Genomic DNA, 21,200 nt, shown 5'->3' on the forward strand with positions numbered 1-21,200 from the left:
CGGGGATACAGCACACCTGCGTTACTGGCATAATGGCAACGACCGGCGCACTGTCAGCGCTTACATTCTCACAGGCATCGCTCGTTATGCAAGGCCCACTGCTCGAACCGAGGGTAAACCACGATGCTGCATGACACCACGGACACGGTCGTGATGCGCGAGCGCCGCGGCACGGGGCGCCCGGTGCTCAGCGATGTCGCCAAGTTGGCCGGTGTCTCCACGGCTACCGTCTCGCGCGTCTATAACGATCCCGGCAAGGTATCGGCCGAAGTCCAACAGCGCGTGCGCGATGCAGCGCGAGCACTGAACTGGATTCCCAATGCCGCGGGCCGCGCGCTCGCATCGACTCGCACCCATATCGTCGGCTCGATCATCCCGACGCTCGACAATCATGTGTTCGCATCGCAGGTCGCCGGCATGCAGACCGTGATGGCCGAGCACGGCATCACGCTTTTTCTCGGCTGCTCGAACTACGATCCCGCGCAAGCGCTCACGCAAGTCGGCGCGATGCTCGCGCGCGGCGTCGAGGCGGTATCGGTAGTGGGCGAGGCGCATCCGCCCGAATTGTTCGAATTCCTGACGAATCGAGGCGTGCCGTATGTCGTCACCTATGCGTATCGCGAAGGCAGTCCGCATTGCTGCATCGGTTTCGACAATCGCGCCGCTTTCGCCGCCATGACGGAGCACTTGCTGGCGCTCGGCCACCGCGACTTCGGCGTGATCGTGCAACCATCGACCGATAACGATCGCGTGCAGGCACGTCTGCGAGGAATTCATGAGGCGCTCGCGGCGCAAGGGCTCGCCGTTCGGCCCACGAATCTGCGCGAAGGTCCGGCGACGATCGAGTTCGGCCGGCAAAGCCTGAGGGCGATATGGGATAAGCCAACCGCCCGGCCGACGGCCGTCATCTGCGGCAACGACAACCTCGCTGTCGGCGCACTGCTCGAAGCGCAGGCGCTCGGGATCGAAGTGCCTCGACAGTTATCGATAACAGGGTTCGACGATATCGCCCTCGCCCGCGAGCTGCGCCCTTCGCTGACGACGATGTGGGTGGACACGGACGCCATCGGAAGAATCGCAGCCTCCGCGCTGCTTGGCCTGCTGGCGGGCGGCACCGATGCCGCAGGCCACGAAGTGCCTGCGGAGCTGAAAGTTCGCGATTCAACGGGACCCTGTCATCGAGCCTGACGATTTTCAGTACCTCGCCGAGCGATGTCGCGCCGGCCACCGGCGTTTTCTAGATTGCCGCTGCCGCCCGAATGTGCGGCTCAGACGACGAGTCCGCGCGGCCGGCTTCAACGCGGCCATCGGCTACGACTGACGACAGCAAAGCTCACTGCGATGGAGCCCATTGCCCGGCGTGTATCGGATTGCGCCTGCCCCGCGAGCTGCGCGTAGTCGCGCCGGCGCGTCGAGTCGCGGCGCGAATCGACGCGGTCGTCGCGGGGAGGTGCGGCGTCGCCGCTTTCGGCTGTCGGCTCCATGACCGCACCGGCCCCTGCTGCCGCATCGAGAATCGTTCGAGAAGACATTTCGCGGGTCCGTGAGACTGCATGCAGTCATTGAACGTCGCGGCGATCGATAAGTAAAATGAATGTTTCTACCGTTTCGATCACCGCATAGAATGGAAATCCGACTGCTGAAGACGTTCCTGACCGTGGCCGAGCTGCGCCATTTCAGTCGCGCCGCCGATGCGCTCCATATGAGCCAGCCGGCGCTCAGCAAGCAGATCGGCGCGCTCGAGGCGAGCCTCGGCGGCAAGCTTTTCGAACGGGGACGGCACGGCGCCGAGCTGACGCCGTTCGGCGAGGAATTTCTGCCCGATGCGCAGGCGCTCGTTCACGACGCGGATGAAGTGCTCGTGCGAGCCCGCGAAGCGAGCAGCGGCCGGCGCGGCCATCTGCGCGTCGGCATCTGCATCTCCGTGCTCACGCTCGTGCCGAAGCTCATCTCCGATTTCCGTCGTCAACATCCAGGCGTTGCAATTACGCTCAGCGATCTCTCGTCGGCCGAGCAGACGCGCCGGCTCCTTGCGCGCAAGCTCGACGCGGGCTTCTTGCGCCTGCCGGTCGGAGAGGGGCTTTCGTCGTTCAAGGTGATGGACGAATCGCTCGCCTTGGCCTTGCCTCCACAGCTTCGCTACAAGCGGCTGCCGTCGGACCTCGGCGCGCTCAATGAGATCGGCTTCATCGCACTGTCGCGTTCGCGCGGCCCGGGACTCGCCGCGCAGATCGATCGCTGGTGCGGCGAGCACCGCTTCGTGCCGAACGTCACGCAGCAAGCCGAGGATATTCAATCAGTACTGACGTCGGTCGCGGCCGGGGTCGGCATCGCATTCGTTCCTTCGCGCGCGCAACATCTGCTGCGCGACGCGACGATTCTGCCGCTGCGTGGCAGGCCGGCGACATGGCGCGTCGGGCTCGCGTGGCCCTCGGCACGGGAGGACGCCGTGACCTCCCGCTTCGTCTCCTTCGTGCGCGACGCAACGAAAGGGATCGAGACCTGAACGGCGCCGACGCGCCACCAGATTAAACGGCGTGGCAGCCCAAACAGGCACGTCTTCTGCATCTCCCTCATCGACGCAACCGAGCATGGGTTTGGAGGCGATAGATGTCTGCCATCGCGCTGCGAACCGTCTTCACTGCGACGCGTCGCGAAGGCGCGCGCTTCGTGGATGCCGTTATGCGTTTCGGTCAACATCGCTGCTCGACGATGGCGGCGGGCATCGCCTTTTATTCCGCGTTCTCGCTGGCGCCAATGCTCGTGATGGTCATCGCCGTCGCCGGGTGGTTTTTCGGAACGGACGCGATACGAGGACAGATTTACCAGGATGCGCACCAGCTGATCGGCGATCAGGCGGCCGCCGCCATTCAGATGATCGTCATCAACTCGCGCAAGCATAGCGACACGGGGGGCTTCGCCGCATTCGTCTCTTTCATCGCGTTGGCGTTCGGCGCCTCCGCCACGTTCGCCTCGCTCAACACCGCGCTCTCCATCATATGGCCGCAAAGCGGGGGCGGCCGCTTCGCAAGCGTACTCATGCTCGTCAAGATTCGCCTCATCTCTTTCGGTCTCGTGCTCGGTGTGGCGTTTCTCGCCATCGTCTCGCTCGTGCTCGATACGTTCATCACCTACATCGGGACATGGCTTTGGGGGAACTCAACTTATGTGATCGTCGGAGACGCGCTGCAACTCGCGTTCGGCCTCGGCGTACTCTCGCTGTCGTTCGCCGCGCTGCTCAAGTTCCTGCCCGACGCCTATGTCGCCTGGCGCGATGCGATCATCGGAGGAATCCTCGCGGCCGTGCTTTTTTCCGGCGGCAAGAAGGTCTTCGCGCTTTATCTCGCCCATGCCGGCATGGCCAACGCGTTCGGGGCGGCCGGCTCGCTGGCCGTGCTGTTGATGTGGCTTTACTTTTCGGCGGCGGTGCTGCTTTTCGGAGCGGAATACGCCGCGGCCCGCGGGCGAACGCGTCGCATCTCCACGGCACGCACCGAACCCGCGCACGGCGGCTCGCATTCGGCGCATTGAATCGTCAGTTCATTGCTCATTCAGCGGTCGGCGCGCACCTGCATGGGACATCAAGCCCAAAAGAGATGCAAAGAATGAATTATTGCAGGGCGGCTAATTAGCTATTTCCGAATATGAAATAAAACGAGCCATCGGCTCAGGCCACCTTCGATCGAGATAACGGGGAGACCGTTGTCCAGCGCCGCACAACGCGTTGTTACGTTTTCGAGACACTTTATTTTTTCCGTTCGTCGTCTCCGAGGCGTTGAGCTATTCTGCGTTCCGCAACAAACTCATAACTCATCCGCGTGGAGAAATGATGAAAAAAATCGCTTTGTCGAGCCTCTCGCTCGCGCTTATCGGTGCAGCTGGAGTGGCGCACGCGCAAAGCAGCGTGACGCTGTACGGCATCATTGATACGTCGATCACGTATGTGAACCATGCCGACGGCGGCAAGAATCAGTGGTCCGTCAGCAACAGCAACTCGGGTGACCTGTCGGGGACGCGCTGGGGCTTGAAGGGCCAGGAAGATCTCGGTGGCGGCCTCGCCACGATCTTCCAGTTGGAAAACGGCTTCGATCCGGGCAACGGCAAGCTCGGTCAAGGTCAGCGCGAATTCGGCCGTCAAGCCTTCGTCGGCCTGCAGAGCAACCAGTTCGGTACGGTGACGCTCGGCCGTCAGTACGATCCGCTCATCGACCTCGTGCAAGGTATCACCGCCGACAACTACTTCGGCAGCGTCTTTGCTACGGCCGGTGACGTCGACAACTACGACAACAGCTTCCGCGTCAACAACGCGATCAAGTACACGTCGCCGACGTATGCCGGCTTCCAGGTCGAAGCTTTGTACGCGTTTGGCGGCGTGGCCGGCAAGACGAGCAGTGGCCAAACCTGGTCGTTTGCGGCAGCTTACAACAACGGCCCGATTGGCGTTGCGGCCGGCTATTTGCTGACCGACAACGCGAACAGCCCGGCGCGCAATACGTGGACGTCGACGGGATCGTCCGCAGCGGTATCGTCGACGTCTGACGGCACGTTCGACGGCCCGGTCAACAGCGGTTATGCCACGGCGAAGTCGATCGGCATCGCTCGAGTGGCTGCGCAGTACACGTTGGGCGCCTTCACGTTCGGCGCGGGCTACAGCAACGCGCAGTACAAGGCTGATGGATTCTCCGCGTTCCATTCGACCGAGAAGTACAACACGGGCCAAGGCTTCCTGAACTACCAGGCAACGCCGGCACTGCTCTTGGGCCTCGGCTATAGCTACACGAAGTCGAGCGGCGACACGTCGGCGACGTATCACCAAGTTTCCGCCGGCGCCGACTATAACCTGTCGAAGCGCACGGACGTGTATCTGGTCGGCGCGTGGCAACATGCAAGCGGCGATACGGGCGACGGCGCGGGCGGCAAGGTGGCAGCTCAAGCATCGGTCGGCTCATACGGCTACGCCGGCACGTCGAACCAAACCCTCGTCAGCCTGGGCCTGCGCCACAAGTTCTGACGATGCGCTAAGCAGTCCGAAGCAACGCTTCGAAAGCAGCACCGAGCCAGCCGAAGGCCAGTCCTTCGGCTGGTTTTTTTTGCGGTCATCGACGCGCTCCGTTGCCCGGCGCACGCCTCGTAAACGAACAGAAAGCTTTCCTTCCCTTAGCGTTCATCTACGCATGATGGAATACGTGCGCTTCACACCCTCCACCGCATAGCCCTCCTTCGTCAGATCGAGATCCGTTCATGCGGGGTCGATCTGTCTCGCGCGGGCGCCGCGGTTACCAATAACCAGGAGCCCCCCAATGCTTCGGCGTCAGATTGCTCTTCTTTCTCTTTCGGCCATCGCGCTCGCGTCCACCGTTGCGTGGAGCGCGAGCGACGACCACGACAACGGCCATTCGGATTCGCATGCGGAAGCGGTCCGTACGGCAACGCCCATCAAGCACCTTGTCGTGATCTTCAACGAGAACGTCTCGTACGACCACTACTTCGCGACGTACCCGCAGGCGGCCAACCCGACCGGAGAGCCGACTTTCACGGCCGCCGCCGGCACGCCGAGCGGCAATGGTCTCTCCGGCGCATTGTTGACGGACAACCCGAACGCGACGAATCCGGCCAACGGCATCGGTGCGACGAACCCGTTCCGCCTCGACCGTTCGCAAGCGGCCACGGCTGACCAGAACCACGCCTATACGGCCGAAGAGCAAGCAAACGACAACGGCGCGGCCGACCTCTTTCCGAAATACACGGGCCGCGGCTCGAGCGGCGGAGCCGGCGCATTCGGCACGAGCGGTCAGGTCATGGGCTACTACGACGGCAACACCGTGACCGCGCTCTGGAATTACGCGCAGCACTATGCGATGAGCGACAACGCCTACACGTCGACCTACGGTCCGTCGACGCCCGGCGCGCTCGAGGTCATCGCGGGACAGACGAACGGCATGAAGCCCATCTTGACGACGAAGAAACCGTCGGCGCCTGGCTCCTACTACGTCAACGACGGCCAGGGCGGCTTCACGATGATCAACGACGTCGATCCCGCCTACGACGTCTGCTCGAGCAAGACTGACCAGGCCTTGATGACCGGCAAGAACATCGGCGATTTGCTGAACGCGCGCGACATCTCGTGGGGCGGGTTCATGGGCGGCTTCAACCTGCAGACGACGAACGCCAACGGCACGACGAACTGCCAGCGCAGCACGTTCTCGACGGTGGTCGGCTCGGCAACGTCCGACTACATTCCGCACCACAACTGGTTCCAGTACTACGCGTCGACGTCGAACCCGCAGCACTTGCGTCCGAGCTCGGTGAAGGCCATCGGCCATACCTATGACCCGCACAGCAAGACGCTCGACCCGGCCAATCACCAGTACGACATCGATGACTTCTTCGCCGCCGTGCGCGCCGGGAATTTTCCGTCGGTCAGCTTCCTGAAGGCGCCCGCCTATCAGGACGGCCATGCGGGCTACTCCGATCCGCTCGACGAGCAGGCCTTCGTCGTCAAGGTTCTCAACTTCCTGCAACAGCAACGGGAATGGCGCGATACGGCCGTCATCGTGACCTGGGATGACTCCGACGGTTGGTACGACCACGCCTATGCGTTGCCGACGAGCGCTTCGTTCGATTCCGTCGCCGACCAGCTCAACGGCAACGGCATCTGCGGCTCGGGTACGGCGCCGGCCGGCCTGAACGGCAAGCCCGTCAACGGCCGTTGCGGTCCGGGCACGCGCATCCCGTTCCTCGTGATTTCGCCGTGGGCGAAGCGCAACCACATCGACCATACGCTCATCGATCAGTCGTCCGTCGTTCGCTTCATCGAGGACAACTGGCTCGACGGCGAGCGCATCGGCGGCGGCTCGTTCGACGCTCGCGCCGGCAGCGTCATGGGCATGTTCGACTTCAATCGCCGCGACGAAGAGCATGGCGAGTCGGCCAAGCTCTATCTCGATCCGAACACGGGCGTGCCCGTCGATTCGGAAGCCGGGATCTGAAGCGCGGTGCCAAGGCACTGATGCAGTTGTTCCGCTAGACGGCTAGCGCACTACAGCCCGGCTTTTGCCGGGCTGTGGCCGTTTTTATCGATCGATCCCGGCGGGCCGATCCTATCGCTCGCTCAGTCAGGTCGATCGATCGCCACCCTACTCTTACCAACGATGCACTCGCCCAAATCCAATTGGACCGCTAACCGACCGCGCGTAACGCGGCCGCGCGCGTCGCTCGTGCGCGCCTGCGCGACTGTCGCGCTCATCCTCGCCGCCGTCGGAATCGGCGCGGGCGTGGCGATGCATGCGCATGCGCAAACAGAAGCGCAACAAGACCCACCGCAAAACGCCGCAGCCAGGGACGCGGCGATGCCGGCCGATGACGGCCTCGGGCACGACGGATGGAACCCGCATCCGGTCCACCTGCAACGCCCGGCCGTAGCGCCGCTGAGCGCAATGGCGCAACTAGGCAAACTGATTTTCTACGATCCCTCGTTATCGGCCTCGGGCAAGATCTCGTGCGCGTCATGTCATAGCCCGCAACGCGCCTACGGTCCGCCGAATGCGCTGTCGGTCCAGCTCGGCGGTCCTTCGTTGAAATTGCAGGGCGTGCGAACGCCGCCGTCGCTGATGTACCTCTATCGCCAGCCGAATTTCAGCATCGGCCCGGATCAGGCCGATGCCGACGCGCCCGTCGATCTCACGCAGGCAGCGGCCCAAGTGTCAGGCGCGGTCCGCGCGCAGAAAACCGCCGGCGTCGCGCCCGCCGCACCTGCACTCGTGCCGCAAGGCGGCCTCTTTTGGGACGGACGCGCCGACACGCTCCAATCGCAAGCTTATGGTCCGTTGCTCGATCACGCCGAGATGGCGAACGGAAGCATCGACGAAGCGGCCGAGAAGATCGAACGAAGCCCCTATCGAGCCCAATTCGAGCAGCTTTTTGGGCCAGGAATTTTCAAGAACCGCCGGCTGTTGCTGTCTGAGGCGCTCTTCGCGGTGGCTCGCTATCAGGTCGAAGAACCGTCGTTCCATCCGTACACGAGCAAATACGATTACTGGCTCGAGGGCAAAGCGCGTTTGACGCCGGCCGAACTGCAGGGATTGCGGATCTTCAACGATTCGAAAAAGGCGAACTGCGCGGGATGCCATCTCTCGCAACCGAGCAAGGACGGTCTACCGCCGATGTTCACCGATTATCAATACGAAGCGCTCGGCGTGCCGCGCAACCGGCGCATCGCGGCCAATCGCAATCCGCGCTACTTCGATATGGGTGTTTGCGGCCCCTATCGCAGCGATCTCGCGACGCAAACGCAGTACTGCGGGATGTTCCTCACGCCGACGCTGCGTAACGCCGCCACACGTGAGGCGTTTTTTCATAACGGCGTCTATCGCACGCTCGAGGAAGTCATCGACTTCTATAATCTGCGCGACGTCGATCCCGCGAAGATCTATCCGCGCGACGCGCATGGCCGCATCATGCAATACGACGACCTGCCCGCGAAGTACCACGCGAACATCGACAAGCAAGACGCACCATTCGATCGAAAGCGCGGCGACGAGCCTGCCATGTCGAAAGACGACATCGCCGATCTGATCGCGTTCCTGAAGACTTTGAGCGACGGGTACAGTCCGCAATAAAAGAAAACCCCGCGAGGCGCGGGAGCTCGAAAGCTCTCTACCTCACGGGGTTTTTGCAACGAAGCGTGATTCGCTCGTCGAACCGCCCGACTGAACTCGGTCAGGCGGAGGCGGCATCCTTCAGCTTCTTGAGCGCGCGTGCCTTGATGCGCACGGTGGCCGGCTTCGCCGGGAACCAGCGCTCTTCGCCCGTGAACGGATCCTTGCCGAAGCGCTTCTTCTTCGCCGGAACCGCCTGCACGACGATCTTCAGAAGGCCAGAGAGCGTGAACTCGCCGGCGCCCTTCTTGTGCACGGAGCCGAGGATCGTGTCCTCGAGTGCCGAGAGGACGGCCTTGACCGATTTCGGCTCGACAGCGGCACGCTCGGCAAGGTGGGCAGCCAGCGAGGCCTTCGTGAAGGTGTCCTTGATCGGCGCGGGTGCGCCGGACGCCTTCACGGCGACCTTCTTAGCCGCGACCTTCTTTGCGGGCACTTTCTTGACAGCTGCTTTCTTGGCCGGTGCGGCCGCAGCCTTTTTCGCAACCTTCTTTGCGGAAGTCGACATGTTTCTCCTACCTGTTGGTCGTTGAACGCAGGAAGCGCGCGCCAAGGTAGCGCGCCGCTTCAACGCCGGATTCTACAAGCGCCGCGCGGCTTAATGCATCTTTTTATGCGCGCGAGCCGCTGCACCGGCCGAAAAACGTTGCGTCCGTCAGACTATCGGCACTCGTGGCGCCGCTTCGAACAGGCAGAAACGGGTACGTCGGAAGCAAAAAGCCGCGGGGGTACAGGGTTCGCCCTCATAGGGCGAGCCCTGTGCTTCGACGATGAACTACCCGGCGATCACGACGCGCCCAACGCCGGATCGCTCATGCTGCTGTGGCCGGTTTCGACGTGACCGGCCAGCGTTCTGGCGAACGATGCATCGGTATCGACCGTCACCGTCAGGTCGTACCAGCCATGGAACGCGCGCAAATCGACGTACAGGTCCACGCTTTTTCCACCCGCCACCTGGCGCGCGACGCTGCCGCCGTCGTAAGCGTTGGCGATCTTGAACGTGCAAGCCGACGTGCCGGCGTTCTTCAGATGCAGCTCGATGTTGCCGTTCGCGACGTCGTAGGACTCCGTCACTTCGGGCACGGCCGTATCCGCGTGCCACACCTGCAGCGTCGCCGCTTTGCCCGCAAAACCGCGCGCGAAGCCGTTCGGTCCATGCACGACGTATCGGTAGCTGCCATCCGCGCCGAGCGGCAAATCGTCGGTGAGCCGCTTTTTCGCCTCGACGGTGTACGAGCGCGGCGCATTGACGGATGCGGGCTGATAGGCGAGCAACGCGGCGCCCGCCTCGCCGGTATTGACGAACTCGAGGCGCAGCGTGCTGTTTGCCGCCTCGGCGTGCGCGCGTACGAAAAGCTCATAGGGCAGCGCGCGCGCCGGACGCACGCCCGGCTCCTGGCTCGGCATCGACTGAGCGGGCGGAGGCACGGGCACATAGTCGGGGTGCCGCTGCCGATCGGGCGGCACATAGCTCGTCGTCGCCGGCAGCACCGGGAATGCGGCGTTCGGATTCGCGAAGTCGAACGCGCGGGTCAGGTCGCCGCAGACGGCACGGCGCCATGGCGTAATGTTGGCCTCCCGCAGGTTGCCGTGGCGACCAAAGCGCTTTTCGATGAAACGGATGATCGACGTATGGTCGAACGTCTCGGAGCAAACCCAGCCGCCCTTCGACCACGGCGAAACGACGATCATCGGCACGCGCGGGCCGAGTCCGTACGGTCCCGCCGCATAGGTGCCGTTACCCGCGAAATACTCGTTCGCCGTGTCGACCGTCGAGCGTCCCGACGTCGTCGACCAGGCCGCAAACGGGGGCGCCACATGGTCGAAGAAGCCGTCGTTCTCGTCGTAAGTGATGAGAAGCGCCGTTTTGCTCCACACGGCCGGGTTCGACGTGAGAACCTGCAGGACCTGGTCCACGTACCATGCGCCGTAGTTCGCCGGCCAGTTCGGATGCTCGGAATACGCCTCCGGCGCGACGATCCACGAAACCTGCGGCAGCGTCCCATTCTGCACATCGGCCTTCAGCACGTCGAAATAGTCGCCGCTCACGGCCACGTTCGTGCCGGTGCGCGCGCGGTCATAGAGCGGATTGCCGGGCTGAGCGCCGCGGTATTGGTCGAAGTAGAGCAGCGAGTTGTCGCCGTAGTTGCCGATATAGGCGTCCTGCGTCCAGCCCCACGAACCGTTGGCGTCGAGTCCCGTGCCGATGTCCTGATACACCTTCCAGGAGATGCCGGCTGCCTGCAGCACTTCGGGATATGTCGACCATGAATAGCCCGCTTCGGCATTGTCGATGACGGGCCCGCCGCCGTTGCCGTCGTTGCCGACCCAGCCCGTCCACATGTAGTAGCGGTTCGGATCGGTCGGCGTCATTCCCGAGCAGTGGTAGGCGTCGCAGATCGTGAAGGCATCGGCGAGCTGGTAGTGGAACGGAATGTCCTGCCGCGTGAGGTAGGCCATCGTCGTCGTGCCTTTCGCCGGCACCCACTGATCGTAGCGCCCGCCGTTCCACGCGGCATGCGTCGTCGTCCAGTCATGGGGCAGGTCCTGCAGGAACTGCCGGCCGAGGTCCGGCGCGCTCGGGTGAAACGGCAGGACGTAACCCGCGTCGGCGGCAAGCGGCTGATACCAGACGGGATTGCCGTTCGGCAGCGTGATCGCGCGGTGATCGCCGTATCCGCGCACGCCGCGCAGCGTGCCGAAGTAGTGGTCGAACGAGCGGTTCTCCTGCATCAGGATGACGATGTGCTCGATATCTTCGATGCTGCGCGTCGCATCGTTGGCGGGCAGCGCGAGGGCGTTGCGAATACCGGCGGGCACGATGCCCATCGCGGTGGCCGCGCCGGCCGCTTGGGCGGCAGCGCGCAGGAAGTCACGGCGGCTTTTCGAAGTCATATTCGGTTCGTCTTGGGCGAAAGTGGAACGAGACGGCCTCGTGCGGACGAAGCGCGTCGGCGAGTACTGCCAGACAACAAACGCTGAAAAAACGAGGACAACGAGAAATCTCGACGGTATTGCTCGAAACGGTCTTTCCGATGCCGCGATCGAACTCAATCGGCGGAATGCATGACAGGCGGCAGCAACGGGTTCGAAGCGGGCGTTTGTTCGCGGCCGGGAGTCGTATCGAAGCCCTGAGCGAGCGAGCCGCTCGCCGCCTGGCCAGCACCTTGTAGCAGGCCGGCGCGCGCGCCGGGCAACATAGGCGTGGATTCGGACGATTGCGTCGCCGTTTCCGCTGCCACACTGCCGCCGCGATTGCCGCAAGCCGTCAATGCGATGGCGGCATACACCGGGAACACACGCCACCGCCTCACAAACGCGCCGAGCCACAAACGTTTGCCCAAAAGCGCGCCTTCGCGCCACTTGTTCGTCGACACCGTTCCTCCCTGACCGAGCTCAATGCCGGACACGCATGAGCACGCCAATGTCTGCCAACAGCCGGATGGCGGTCAGCATAGGAACGAATCGTGTCGGACAGATGAAGATCTTACGGAGCCGGAATCACGCGTAACTTCTCGTAACGCGCTCGCATTGGAAGAGCGATTCCGAAGCAGGGACACGCGCGGCGGCCCGCTCGCCGCACGAACGCTTGGATGAACGCAAGGAAGGCGAAGGCGCGTGCCTGGGCGACACGCGCGGCCGGCGGACGATCAGACGGTGAGATGCGCCACGTAGTCGCGCAGGTAGGCATCGAACGCGTCGCCGATCTCGGGGTGGCGCAGCGCGAACTCGACGGTCGCCTTGAGATAGCCGAGCTTGCTGCCGCAATCGTAGCGCGTGCCGTAGTACCGATAAGCCAGCACTTGCTCCTCCGCCAGCAGCGAATGCAAGGCGTCCGTCAGCTGAAGCTCGCCGAGCGTACCGGGCTCGAGCTTGCGCAAGTGCGCGAAGATGCTCGGCATCAGCACATAGCGGCCGACTACGCCGAGGTTCGACGGTGCATCGTCCGGCGCCGGCTTTTCGACGATGCCCGACAGCTTGAAGATGTCCTCCTCCCATTCGCGGCCTTCCACCACGCCATACGAACGCGTGTCCTCGCGCGCGATCGCTTCGACGCCGACGATCGAACTGTGATAGTGGTTGAAGACGTCGATCATCTGCTTCATGACGGGCCGCTCGCAGTAGAGCAAGTCATCCGCGAGAATCACGGCGAACGGGTGGTCCGCCACGAGCTTCTCGGCGCACAGCACCGCATGCCCCAAGCCGCGCGCGGTCGGCTGACGCACGTAGAAGCAGTCGACATGGCTCGGCTTGATGTTGCGCACGAGGTCGAGCAGCTTTTCCTTGCCGCGCGCTTCGAGCTCCGCCTCGATCTCGTACGATGTGTCGAAATGATCCTCGATCGCGCGCTTGCTGCGGCCCGTCACGAAAATGAGCTCCGTGATTCCGGCCTCGATTGCCTCCTCCACCGCATACTGGATGAGCGGCTTGTCGACGATTGGCAGCATCTCCTTGGGGCTCGCCTTCGTAGCGGGCAAGAACCGCGTACCCAAGCCAGCCACCGGGAATACCGCTTTGGTGACTTTCAACATCATCAACCCCTCTCTGTCAGTCCTTTATATGAAGCGTTATTAAGCTATTCGAAAGAAAAAGCTATCCAAAAGAAAAAGCTAGACGCGCTCGACTGCCTCCTCGCTGCCGCGGGCGTCCCGGCGCTTGTCTCGAACCGCCGAGAAGCGCGCCGCTTCATCGCGCTCGACGGCCTCCCGGTAGGCCGATACGGCAACGAGAATCAGCAGCACGGCGCCCCCCGCTATCCAATGCAAGTCCATGAGACGCCTCCCTTGGCGACCTGTCATACCGTGCAAGCTAACATCAAAAAAACCGAACAATAATCCGCCGCCGGGCGGCCGATGTTTTTTACCGAATGACAGAAGGCGTGGACCCTATCGCGCTCGACAGGTCGGTTCGCCAGCTAGCCGTTTTGGTCGATTTTTTTCACCCTACGATGCGATTTGAATGCGGGATACCGGTGTTTGCCGGTGCCGCCGCGATCAATCGACCATTCCGACAGGCTCACGCATGAACGAATCGCCCGCCCTCCCCGTCGACGGCGCCGCGCCGGCGGCCCCCGCGGCCGGCTTACTCGGCGTGTCGCCGTCAGTCGTTGCCTCCAAGGAAGCTTTCATCGACGCGATGCGCGGCGTCGCCGCGCTGCTCGTCGCGTACTTTCACTGCAGACAGGTTGCGTGGATCGGCATGCACCGCTTTCATGAGCTGGCGGGATTCTCGCTCGACCCGAGCGTCGTGATCGGTTATTTGACGCTGCCGATCGCCTACGGCTCGGCCGGCGTATCGATCTTCTTCGTCGTCAGCGGCTATTGCATTCATCGCAATGCGGCACTGCGGCTCGCGGCTGACCCGTTCTACCGGCTCGACGCCGGCATCTTCTGGGCACGCCGTTTCGCCCGCATCTATCCCGTCCTGATCGCGGCATTGCTTTTGACGCTCGCGCTCGATTCGATCAGTCGCGGGTTGCCGCCCGTCAATCACAAGATTCTCGATAACGGTCCGCGCGCCTTTCTCGTCAATCTTTTCTCGTTGCAGGGCGTATTCGGCCATACCTACGGTTCGAACGGCGCGCTCTGGACACTCGCCATCGAAGTTCAGTTCTACGCCGTCTACCCTCTTCTTTTCGCCGCGCGCCGACGGTTCGGCATGCCAATCGTCCTCGGATGCATTGCCGTCTTGAACGTCATTTCCGGTTGGCTGCTCGAACCGAAGTTCATCTCCTTCTTCACCTCGTATTGGTTCTCGTGGGCGATCGGCGCCTATCTCGCCGAAATTCGCGCTCAGCCCGGAGCCTTGGCGCTCAGCAAGCGCGGCGTCCTCGTTTGGCGCGGCGCCGCGGTCGCGGGCGCCGTGCTGGGATGCGCGGCGTTCAATGTCAGTCAGTACGTCGCGTTCCAGCTCTGGGCTATCGGTTTCGCATGCCTCCTGCGCACGGCCCTGAGACCGGACGACCGGCGCGCTTCGTCCGGCATCGTCATGCAGTCGTTCGCTCGCCTCGGCGCATTCAGCTATTCGCTGTATGCCATCCACCTGCCCATCTTCATTTGTCTGCAGGCCGTCTTCTTCCGCTCGGCGTTGCAGGCTTCGATCTGGCCGTCGATCGCTTTCATGCCCGTCGCCGTCATTGCCGCTTATCTCTTCTATCAATGCGTGGAATTGCCGGCCATCGGCTGGTCAGCCAGCATCAAACGGCGAGCGCCGCGCAGCGCCGCTTGAGCCGTCGCTCACGGCTTCTCGCGCGCCGCCGTCCGACCTAGAATGCGCCGCACGTCGTCGGCGTACGCCTGATCGCCGAACCGGCGCCGCGCGGCTTCGTAGCCGTTTTCGATCAGCCGCGCACGAAGGCCTTCATCCGTGCGTAACCGGGCGAGCACTTCGGCCAGCGCGGTCGCATCGCCGGGTTCGCAAAGCAGGCCGCTCGTTCCATCTTCGACGATCTCGGTCACGCCGCCCGCCCGCATGCCGACGACGGGCCGCTTCGCCAGCATGCCTTCGACGATGACGCGGCCGAACGGCTCGGGCGCGATGGACGTATGCGCGACGATGTCGACGGCGCGCATGCAAGCCGGTATATCTTCGCGAAAGCCGAGGAAATGGATACGCGATGCCATGCCGTGCACTTGCGCGAAGGCCTTCAACGAGGCCTCGTAGTCGTGCTCGCCGAAGAGCGGCGCGCCAACGAGCGCAACATGCATCTCCGGATCGCGCAGCGCCGCCTCGAGCAGCACATGCTGCCCCTTCCAATGCGCGAGGCGGCTGAACGAGCCGACGATGAACGCATCGAGCGGCAATCCGAGGCGCTCCCGCAATACGTCCCTCGGCACGTTGTCGTAACGGCGAAACGGCGTCTCCGATATGCCGTTGAAGACGACGTCGACGCGCTCCTTTCGCACGCCCGTCAGATCGATGAACGCCTTGGCGGACGCGGCCGAATTCGCGATCACGTGATCGAGCCCGAACTTGCCGCACCATTTGATCGCCATCCGCTGAAAACGCCCGAAGTGCTCGGCGCTGACGATATCGCGCAGGTGCCAGACGACGGGCCGCCGCGCGATGGCGCCTGCGAGCGCGCTCACCACCATGGCCCGCTGCGTGTTGGCGTAGATCACGTCGAAGTGCCGCGCCCGACGTGCCGTCTCGCGCACGAGCAACCCGATGCCGCGCAACGACGCCATCCTCGGCAGGCCGCCGCCCTTCGTGATCCCGCGCAGCGGCGGCGCGTCGAGCACATCGACCCAGACGCCGGCGTGCTCGAGCGCAAGGCGAAACGGCCCGTCGTCGAACAGGACGACTTCGACGCTATCGCTCATATGGCGGCCGAGTTCGAGCAGCGACAGCTCCGCTCCGCCGAGTACGCCGCTCTGGTCGACCGCAAGCACTTTGATCGGCGCGGGCACGCGGCCGCCCGCGCGATTCACGACATGAGGCGCGACGGCAGGCGCCGTCTCGACGCGACCGTTATCCCTGAGAGCGGAGGTCCCCGGGCGCACCTCGTCCAAGTAGGCGAGGAACCGCTCGCGGAAACGAGCGACCGAGAAGCGCTCGGCATTCGCGCGACAATCGCGTGCTGAAAACCGCCGCGCCTCTCGCTCGAATTCGCCGACCGCGGCGACGATGGCTGCGGCGCTCTGCTCGTCGAAAAAGAGCCCCGTAGGCGACGATTGTGACAAGCCTCGCACCGTTTCGAGCGCGCCTCCCTTTCCGTACGCGATCACGGGCGTTCCGCAGGCCTGTGCTTCGACCGGGGCGATGCCGAAATCCTCTTCCGCCGCGAAGACGAACGCCTTGGCCCTGCGCATGTACTCGTGCAGCACCGAGAACGGCTGATAGCCCATGACTTCGACGTTGGCCGACGCCTTCGCGCGCACAGCATGCATCTGCGGCCCATCGCCGATTACGACGAGCTTCTTCTCCGGCATGCGCGCGAACGCCTCGACGATCAGCTCGACCTTCTTGTACGGAACCAGTCGCGAAGCGGTCAGATAGAAATCCTCCTTCTGCTCGCCGAGCGCAAATGCGTCGACGTCGACCGGCGGGAACACGACACGCGCCTCGCGCTGATAAACCTTCTTGATTCGACGCGCGATGAATTCCGAATTGGCGACGAAGTGGTCGACCGAGTTGACGGTGCGGATATCCCAATTGCGAATGTAATGAAGCACGACGCGCGCGAGCGCCGAGCGCAGACCTCGCGTAAGGTGCGATTGCTCGAGGTACTGATGCTGGAGATCCCACGCATAGCGAATCGGCGAATGAACGTAGCTGACGTGCAGTTGATCCGGGCCCGTCAACACCCCTTTCGCCACGGCGTGGCTGCTCGATATCACGAGATCGTATCCGCTCACGTCGAGTTGCTCGATCGCGAGCGGCATCAGCGGCAGGTAGGCGCGATAGCGTGTGCGCGCGAACGGCAGATGCTGAATGAACGAAGTCGTCGCACGTTTGCCGCGCAGGAACGTCCGATCCTCGAGAAAATCGATGAGGCTGAACAGATCGGCCTCGGGAAAGCAGGCGATGATCTGCTCCAGTACGCGCTCGGCGCCCGCGTAAGTCACGAGCCAGTCGTGAACGATGGCCACGCGCGGCGTTCGCGCTGCCGTCGCGGGAGCGGTCCGCCACGATATCGGGGTGGAAACGAGCGAAGCTGCCTCGCTCGTGATCAGCGCTTCGTCGCTCATGCGCTTCTCCTTGGATCGAGGCGCAGCAACAGGTTGCGGACGATGCCGCGCAGGGCGGGCGAAGTCGTCATCGACCACGAGACGTTCGCGCAGGCCAGGCCCGTGGCCAATACCGCCAGCGCGGCGAGATTCGTGACGGCGTGGGCGCAATAAGCGCTGACAGCGAGAAACGCCAGATGGCCGAGCATGTCGAGCACGATCGGGCGAGCACGTATCGACGACAAATGAAGCAGCACGCCGTAATCGACGAGCGAGCGCATCACGACGACGACGGCGGCGCCGGTCAGCCCGAAGTGCGTGATGCCGAGCATCAGGACGCCCGCGAAAAACGGTAGCTCGACGATGCCGATCCACGCCGCGCGCGCCGGATCGATTTGCGACTGGATCAAAAGCCGCGTGACGCCCGCCTGTCCGACGAGCCACACGCTCACGATCAGGACGCGCCCCACGTTGACCGAGGCCGACGCGAGCTCGTTGCCGATCCACAGGTCGAGAAACGGTCCGAGCGCGAGCATGGCGACGATCATGATCGGCGTGAAGACGCCGTTGAGGAATTCGAGCGCCTGCCGCACGAGCACGTCCGCGTGATCGCGCTCGATCGCCGACAAGCGCGGAAACAGCGTGCGCACGAGCGCATTCGGCAGCATATTGAGCCGCGTCACGAGGTTTTGCGGCACCGTGTAGTAGGTCACGAAGCGCGCGCCGAGCCCCGCGCCGAGCAACACGCGATCGAGCGTATCGCCGATCATGATCGCGACGCTCGCGACGAGCATCCACCCGCCGAAGCGAAACAGGTCCTTTGCCACGCGCAAGCGCGGCATGAGGATGCGATCGATGCCGAGCACGCGCATACCGGCGCGTGCGAGCAGCACCGCTCCGATCGCGCGCGCGAGCACGGCGGCCGCGAGCACGCTCGGCAACGTCGGCGCGATGAGCCATGCCGCGCCGAGCGGCAACAGCTGAAAGAGAAACGTCCCGAGCGTCTGGTTCGCGTTGTAGACGCCGAAGCGCTCGGCCCCGTTGATGGCGCCGGCGCAGACCCACGAGACGTTGGCGATGGGAATGGCGAGCGCAAGCCAGGGAAGCGCGTGATAGACCTCTTCACGCAGCAGCGGGGCAGCATGCGTGAAGTAGGCCGTGTAGACGAACCCGCCCGCATAGATCAGCAGTCCGCCCGCGACACCCGTCACGAGATTGAGCCAAAACGCGCTCCAGAAAACGAGCGCGCTATGCTCACCATCGTTGGCTGCGCGCGCCTTCGAGATGTGATTCTGGGCAGCCATGCTCATGCCGAGGTCGAGCACGCCGAAATAGCCGATGAACGTCCAGACGAGGCTCACGACGCCGTACCGCTCCACGCCGAGCAGCCGGATATAGCTCGGCACCGTGACCAGCGATACGAACGTCGGCAGGATCAGCCCGAAGAAGTTGATCGCGACGTTTCTGAGCATCCCCTTATCCATCGGTGCTCACCCGCGATGGCGTCCAGCGGTACATCATGACTTTGCCGCGCGCATCCTCCTCGACGAATACGAGGTATTCGCCGTTCTCGCGCCGATGCGCCGTGATCGCATTGACGACGTCGATGTGACCCGAGGTATTGCCGACCTCCGCGCCCGGGTTGATGACGCCGACCTCGGCGCCCGTGTTCTTGTCGAATACGTGCACCGCCCCGATGAATTCGACGGCGAAGAGATAATCGCCTTCGACCGTCACGCTGACGAGCGTGCGGCGCGGGTTCCCGCCCGGCTGCCAGAGCAGATTCGTCGCATACCGCAACGTCGGCTTCGCGCTCGACCAGTGGTCGTAGCGCGCGAGCACACGGCCGATTTCCTTCGGCACATCCTTACTTTCCGGCATCGCGTCGGCGGTATAGCCGGTGACGAACAACGTATCGCCGCCGGCGTCATAGATCGCTCGCTTGACGTACCTGAAAGGCGCGGGAATCGGAAACGTCGCCATCTTCGCGTACGAGTAGACCGGATTCCCCGACGAGTCGATACCGCCGAAGCGCAAGCGATGAATCGCCGTATCGTTGGCGCGCCAGATATCGCCCTTCGTATCGATCCACCAGCCCCACCCGCCTGCGAGCTTTTCGCCGCTAGTGTTTCGTTCGAACTCCTCAGGATTGAACTGCCCATCGCCCTTCTCGTTGCGCCAGATCCACTCCCCGCCCGGCGGTGCATTCGGCACGGATTGAACCGCCGAGGCCCGCCCGGCGATGAAGCCCGACGGAATGGCCGTCTCGCCGTCATGGGGCGGATCGAAGCGATAAATCTTCAAGTGATCGGCGTACATATCGGTCAGATAGAGGAACGTACGGCCGTTCACGCGCCGCGCGAGAGGCGTGCCCGGCCATTGATCCATATGGAAGACCGTATCCTCGGGATACTTGAACCGGTTCGAGAGGAATCCAGCGTATTTCCATTCGTGGCCCGACGGCTGAGAGAAATCGAGGACGAAGCGCTTGTTGCCCGTGAAGACACTGTCGCGCCGGCCCGGATCGGCGCATGCCCCATCGACGAACAAGAGCCCGTCCACCTCCCATCGCAGCCGGCCGTCGGGCGAGTAGCTCTGCAGCGATGCGCCGAGCCCGGCCCCGATGGTGCCAAGATGCGGTCCGACGCCGTTCATAGAGACATAGATGTTCCCCGCGGCGTCGACGCCGACGCCCGTCAGTCCGTTGAATCGCAAGGGTCCGGGCCGCCCCGATTCGCTCGGCGCGCCGCCCCAGATTCCGTTGCGTTGTCCGAACGTGCCGCTCAGTTCATATCGGCCCGGCTTCGCGGCCGCAAAAATGAGGATCTGCTGACGCCATCCGTTGTCCGCGATCAGCAAACGCCCGTTCTTGTCGACGGTGACGTCGACGGCTCGCGTGTCCTCCGGCAATGCCACGACGTCGGGCAACTTCTTGCCGTCGGCGCCATAGTGAGCGAGATTCGAGGACGTCCCGGTCACCGTATCGGTCAATACCCATAGCGTGCCGTCGGGTGCGGCCGACATCCGCCCGGGCTCGTGCACGGGCCACGTCGCGACTTTTTTCATCGACTCGGCGTCGAACACATCGATCGCGTCGCGCTTCGCAGTGGCCGCATAGAGCATCGTATCGGTCGCGGCCATTCCATCGATCCGTCCGCCCGTTCCGACGGCCACGTCGTTGACGGGCAGAAAAGCCGATGCAAGCACCGCGTGCGGGTCCGCGCCTGACACCTGGCGAAACGGCTCGACCCGCGTGACGTCGCCGATCGCGCGGCGCGTGATGCCAAACCATTGCCTCCCTTTCGGCGGCCAGACGCCTTCGGCCGCCAGCTTGCCGTTCTCGTTGCCTCGCGCGACGGCAACGAACGCATAGCGGCTATTGATCGCAACGGCGTTGCCTCCCGCGTTGCCCCAGCCGTGCGTGCCGCCCGCGAATTGGAGCCGCCGGCCGTTCTGATAGACGCTCGCTTCGGCACCGCTCTCGTCCCACGGCGAATCCGTGAACACTCGGCCATCGGGCGAGACGGCGATCGATGTGATGTCGATCTGCGTCCATTCACCGTGGCCGAAGCCCGAGGTATTGCCGATCCACGACGTGGTGACGGTGAGCTGCCTGCCGGGCGCGCGAACGAGAGGCCGCGGCGAGTCCTGAGCCTGAGCCCATATGCATTCAGCGAGCAGCGCGACGCTCATGACAACGCAACGGATCGCTCGCCGAGTCGACATACCCATCCATTCCCCCTCTCCGTCTACGAACGCCTTATCTGTCGTCGTTCAGCCGCCTTCAGCGTACGGTGAAACTATTGCCCGTAAAGGCCAAATTTTTCTAAAAAAATGCCGTTGCGCCTCTCGGCATCCGAAATGGATCGGCCAC

The 21,200-nt window shown here is 63.6% G+C and carries 16 protein-coding genes; 7 read left to right on the forward strand and 9 right to left on the reverse strand.

The annotated features are described in order from the left end of the window. Positions 1–123 precede the first annotated feature (123 nt). Positions 124–1,188, forward strand: coding sequence for a LacI family DNA-binding transcriptional regulator (locus C9I57_RS02065; protein WP_107148969.1), 1,065 nt, complete (start codon positions 124–126; stop codon positions 1,186–1,188). Between the two features lie 107 nt (positions 1,189–1,295). Here the strand turns inward: C9I57_RS02065 and C9I57_RS02070 are convergent, their stop codons facing one another. Continuing rightward, on the reverse strand, positions 1,296–1,532 hold the full coding sequence (locus tag C9I57_RS02070) for a hypothetical protein (RefSeq protein ID WP_146166161.1): 237 nt from the start codon (positions 1,530–1,532) through the stop codon (positions 1,296–1,298). Between the two features lie 92 nt (positions 1,533–1,624). Between C9I57_RS02070 and C9I57_RS02075 the strand changes: the two genes are divergently transcribed. From C9I57_RS02075 to C9I57_RS02095, 5 genes are all read left to right on the forward strand, one after another. Next, on the forward strand, positions 1,625–2,506 hold the full coding sequence (locus C9I57_RS02075) for a LysR family transcriptional regulator (protein ID WP_107148971.1): 882 nt from the start codon (positions 1,625–1,627) through the stop codon (positions 2,504–2,506). 104 nt (positions 2,507–2,610) lie between these two features. Next, positions 2,611–3,531 carry a YihY/virulence factor BrkB family protein gene (locus C9I57_RS02080; protein ID WP_107148972.1) on the forward strand — a complete coding sequence of 307 codons (921 nt, stop codon included), beginning with the start codon at positions 2,611–2,613 and terminating at the stop codon, positions 3,529–3,531. A 298-nt stretch (positions 3,532–3,829) separates the two neighbouring features. Next, complete coding sequence (locus C9I57_RS02085) at positions 3,830–5,011, forward strand: porin (RefSeq protein ID WP_107149247.1); 1,182 nt, start codon at positions 3,830–3,832, stop codon at positions 5,009–5,011. A 289-nt stretch (positions 5,012–5,300) separates the two neighbouring features. After that, positions 5,301–6,989: a phospholipase C gene (locus C9I57_RS02090; RefSeq protein ID WP_107148973.1), complete on the forward strand. Its 1,689-nt coding sequence runs from the start codon at positions 5,301–5,303 to the stop codon at positions 6,987–6,989. A 162-nt stretch (positions 6,990–7,151) separates the two neighbouring features. Then, positions 7,152–8,618 carry a cytochrome-c peroxidase gene (locus C9I57_RS02095; protein ID WP_440130168.1) on the forward strand — a complete coding sequence of 489 codons (1,467 nt, stop codon included), beginning with the start codon at positions 7,152–7,154 and terminating at the stop codon, positions 8,616–8,618. 100 nt (positions 8,619–8,718) lie between these two features. Here C9I57_RS02095 and C9I57_RS02100 read toward each other — a convergent pair whose 3' ends face one another. From C9I57_RS02100 to C9I57_RS32610, 5 genes are all read right to left on the reverse strand, one after another. Beyond that, positions 8,719–9,165 (reverse strand): HU family DNA-binding protein, encoded by a 447-nt coding sequence (locus tag C9I57_RS02100; RefSeq protein ID WP_107148974.1) that lies wholly within the window; start codon positions 9,163–9,165, stop codon positions 8,719–8,721. 278 nt (positions 9,166–9,443) lie between these two features. Further along, on the reverse strand, positions 9,444–11,552 hold the full coding sequence (locus C9I57_RS02105; RefSeq protein WP_107148975.1) for a phosphocholine-specific phospholipase C: 2,109 nt from the start codon (positions 11,550–11,552) through the stop codon (positions 9,444–9,446). A 155-nt stretch (positions 11,553–11,707) separates the two neighbouring features. Next, on the reverse strand, positions 11,708–12,034 hold the full coding sequence (locus tag C9I57_RS02110) for a hypothetical protein (RefSeq protein ID WP_107148976.1): 327 nt from the start codon (positions 12,032–12,034) through the stop codon (positions 11,708–11,710). Positions 12,035–12,307: 273 nt separating this feature from the next. Then, positions 12,308–13,189 carry a UTP--glucose-1-phosphate uridylyltransferase GalU gene (galU, locus tag C9I57_RS02115; RefSeq protein WP_107149249.1) on the reverse strand — a complete coding sequence of 294 codons (882 nt, stop codon included), beginning with the start codon at positions 13,187–13,189 and terminating at the stop codon, positions 12,308–12,310. 78 nt (positions 13,190–13,267) lie between these two features. Continuing rightward, positions 13,268–13,429: a hypothetical protein gene (locus C9I57_RS32610; protein WP_181321715.1), complete on the reverse strand. Its 162-nt coding sequence runs from the start codon at positions 13,427–13,429 to the stop codon at positions 13,268–13,270. 250 nt (positions 13,430–13,679) lie between these two features. On the opposite strand from C9I57_RS32610, the gene C9I57_RS02120 reads away from it, so the two are divergent. Further along, complete coding sequence (locus C9I57_RS02120) at positions 13,680–14,885, forward strand: acyltransferase family protein (protein ID WP_258187454.1); 1,206 nt, start codon at positions 13,680–13,682, stop codon at positions 14,883–14,885. Positions 14,886–14,893: 8 nt separating this feature from the next. Here C9I57_RS02120 and C9I57_RS02125 read toward each other — a convergent pair whose 3' ends face one another. From C9I57_RS02125 to C9I57_RS02135, 3 genes are read right to left on the reverse strand one after another with little or no spacing between them, the layout of a single operon-like run. Then, the gene (locus C9I57_RS02125; RefSeq protein ID WP_107148977.1) at positions 14,894–17,347 is read right to left on the reverse strand and encodes a glycosyltransferase family 4 protein; all 2,454 of its coding nucleotides are present in this window, start codon (positions 17,345–17,347) and stop codon (positions 14,894–14,896) included. Further along, complete coding sequence (locus C9I57_RS02130) at positions 17,344–18,810, reverse strand: flippase (protein WP_107148978.1); 1,467 nt, start codon at positions 18,808–18,810, stop codon at positions 17,344–17,346. The genes C9I57_RS02125 and C9I57_RS02130 overlap by 4 nt, the downstream gene beginning before the upstream one ends. Continuing rightward, positions 18,803–21,052, reverse strand: a complete 2,250-nt coding sequence (locus C9I57_RS02135; protein ID WP_107148979.1) for a hypothetical protein — start codon at positions 21,050–21,052, stop codon at positions 18,803–18,805. The genes C9I57_RS02130 and C9I57_RS02135 overlap by 8 nt, the downstream gene beginning before the upstream one ends. Positions 21,053–21,200: the final 148 nt, after the last annotated feature.

This window comes from Trinickia symbiotica, assembly GCF_003028655.1.
Lineage (GTDB): Bacteria > Pseudomonadota > Gammaproteobacteria > Burkholderiales > Burkholderiaceae > Trinickia > Trinickia symbiotica_A.

Bases quoted from the DNA above. Each gene is read 5' to 3' on its own strand.
- C9I57_RS02065 (WP_107148969.1), top strand. From the start codon at position 124: ATGCTGCATGACACCACGGACACGGTCGTGATGCGCGAGCGCCGCGGC.
- C9I57_RS02070 (WP_146166161.1), bottom strand. From the start codon at position 1,532: ATGTCTTCTCGAACGATTCTCGATGCGGCAGCAGGGGCCGGTGCGGTC.
- C9I57_RS02075 (WP_107148971.1), top strand. From the start codon at position 1,625: ATGGAAATCCGACTGCTGAAGACGTTCCTGACCGTGGCCGAGCTGCGC.
- C9I57_RS02080 (WP_107148972.1), top strand. From the start codon at position 2,611: ATGTCTGCCATCGCGCTGCGAACCGTCTTCACTGCGACGCGTCGCGAA.
- C9I57_RS02085 (WP_107149247.1), top strand. From the start codon at position 3,830: ATGAAAAAAATCGCTTTGTCGAGCCTCTCGCTCGCGCTTATCGGTGCA.
- C9I57_RS02090 (WP_107148973.1), top strand. From the start codon at position 5,301: ATGCTTCGGCGTCAGATTGCTCTTCTTTCTCTTTCGGCCATCGCGCTC.
- C9I57_RS02095 (WP_440130168.1), top strand. From the start codon at position 7,152: ATGCACTCGCCCAAATCCAATTGGACCGCTAACCGACCGCGCGTAACG.
- C9I57_RS02100 (WP_107148974.1), bottom strand. From the start codon at position 9,165: ATGTCGACTTCCGCAAAGAAGGTTGCGAAAAAGGCTGCGGCCGCACCG.
- C9I57_RS02105 (WP_107148975.1), bottom strand. From the start codon at position 11,552: ATGACTTCGAAAAGCCGCCGTGACTTCCTGCGCGCTGCCGCCCAAGCG.
- galU (WP_107149249.1), bottom strand. From the start codon at position 13,189: ATGTTGAAAGTCACCAAAGCGGTATTCCCGGTGGCTGGCTTGGGTACG.
- C9I57_RS32610 (WP_181321715.1), bottom strand. From the start codon at position 13,429: ATGGACTTGCATTGGATAGCGGGGGGCGCCGTGCTGCTGATTCTCGTT.
- C9I57_RS02120 (WP_258187454.1), top strand. From the start codon at position 13,680: ATGAACGAATCGCCCGCCCTCCCCGTCGACGGCGCCGCGCCGGCGGCC.
- C9I57_RS02125 (WP_107148977.1), bottom strand. From the start codon at position 17,347: ATGAGCGACGAAGCGCTGATCACGAGCGAGGCAGCTTCGCTCGTTTCC.
- C9I57_RS02130 (WP_107148978.1), bottom strand. From the start codon at position 18,810: ATGGATAAGGGGATGCTCAGAAACGTCGCGATCAACTTCTTCGGGCTG.
- C9I57_RS02135 (WP_107148979.1), bottom strand. From the start codon at position 21,052: ATGTCGACTCGGCGAGCGATCCGTTGCGTTGTCATGAGCGTCGCGCTG.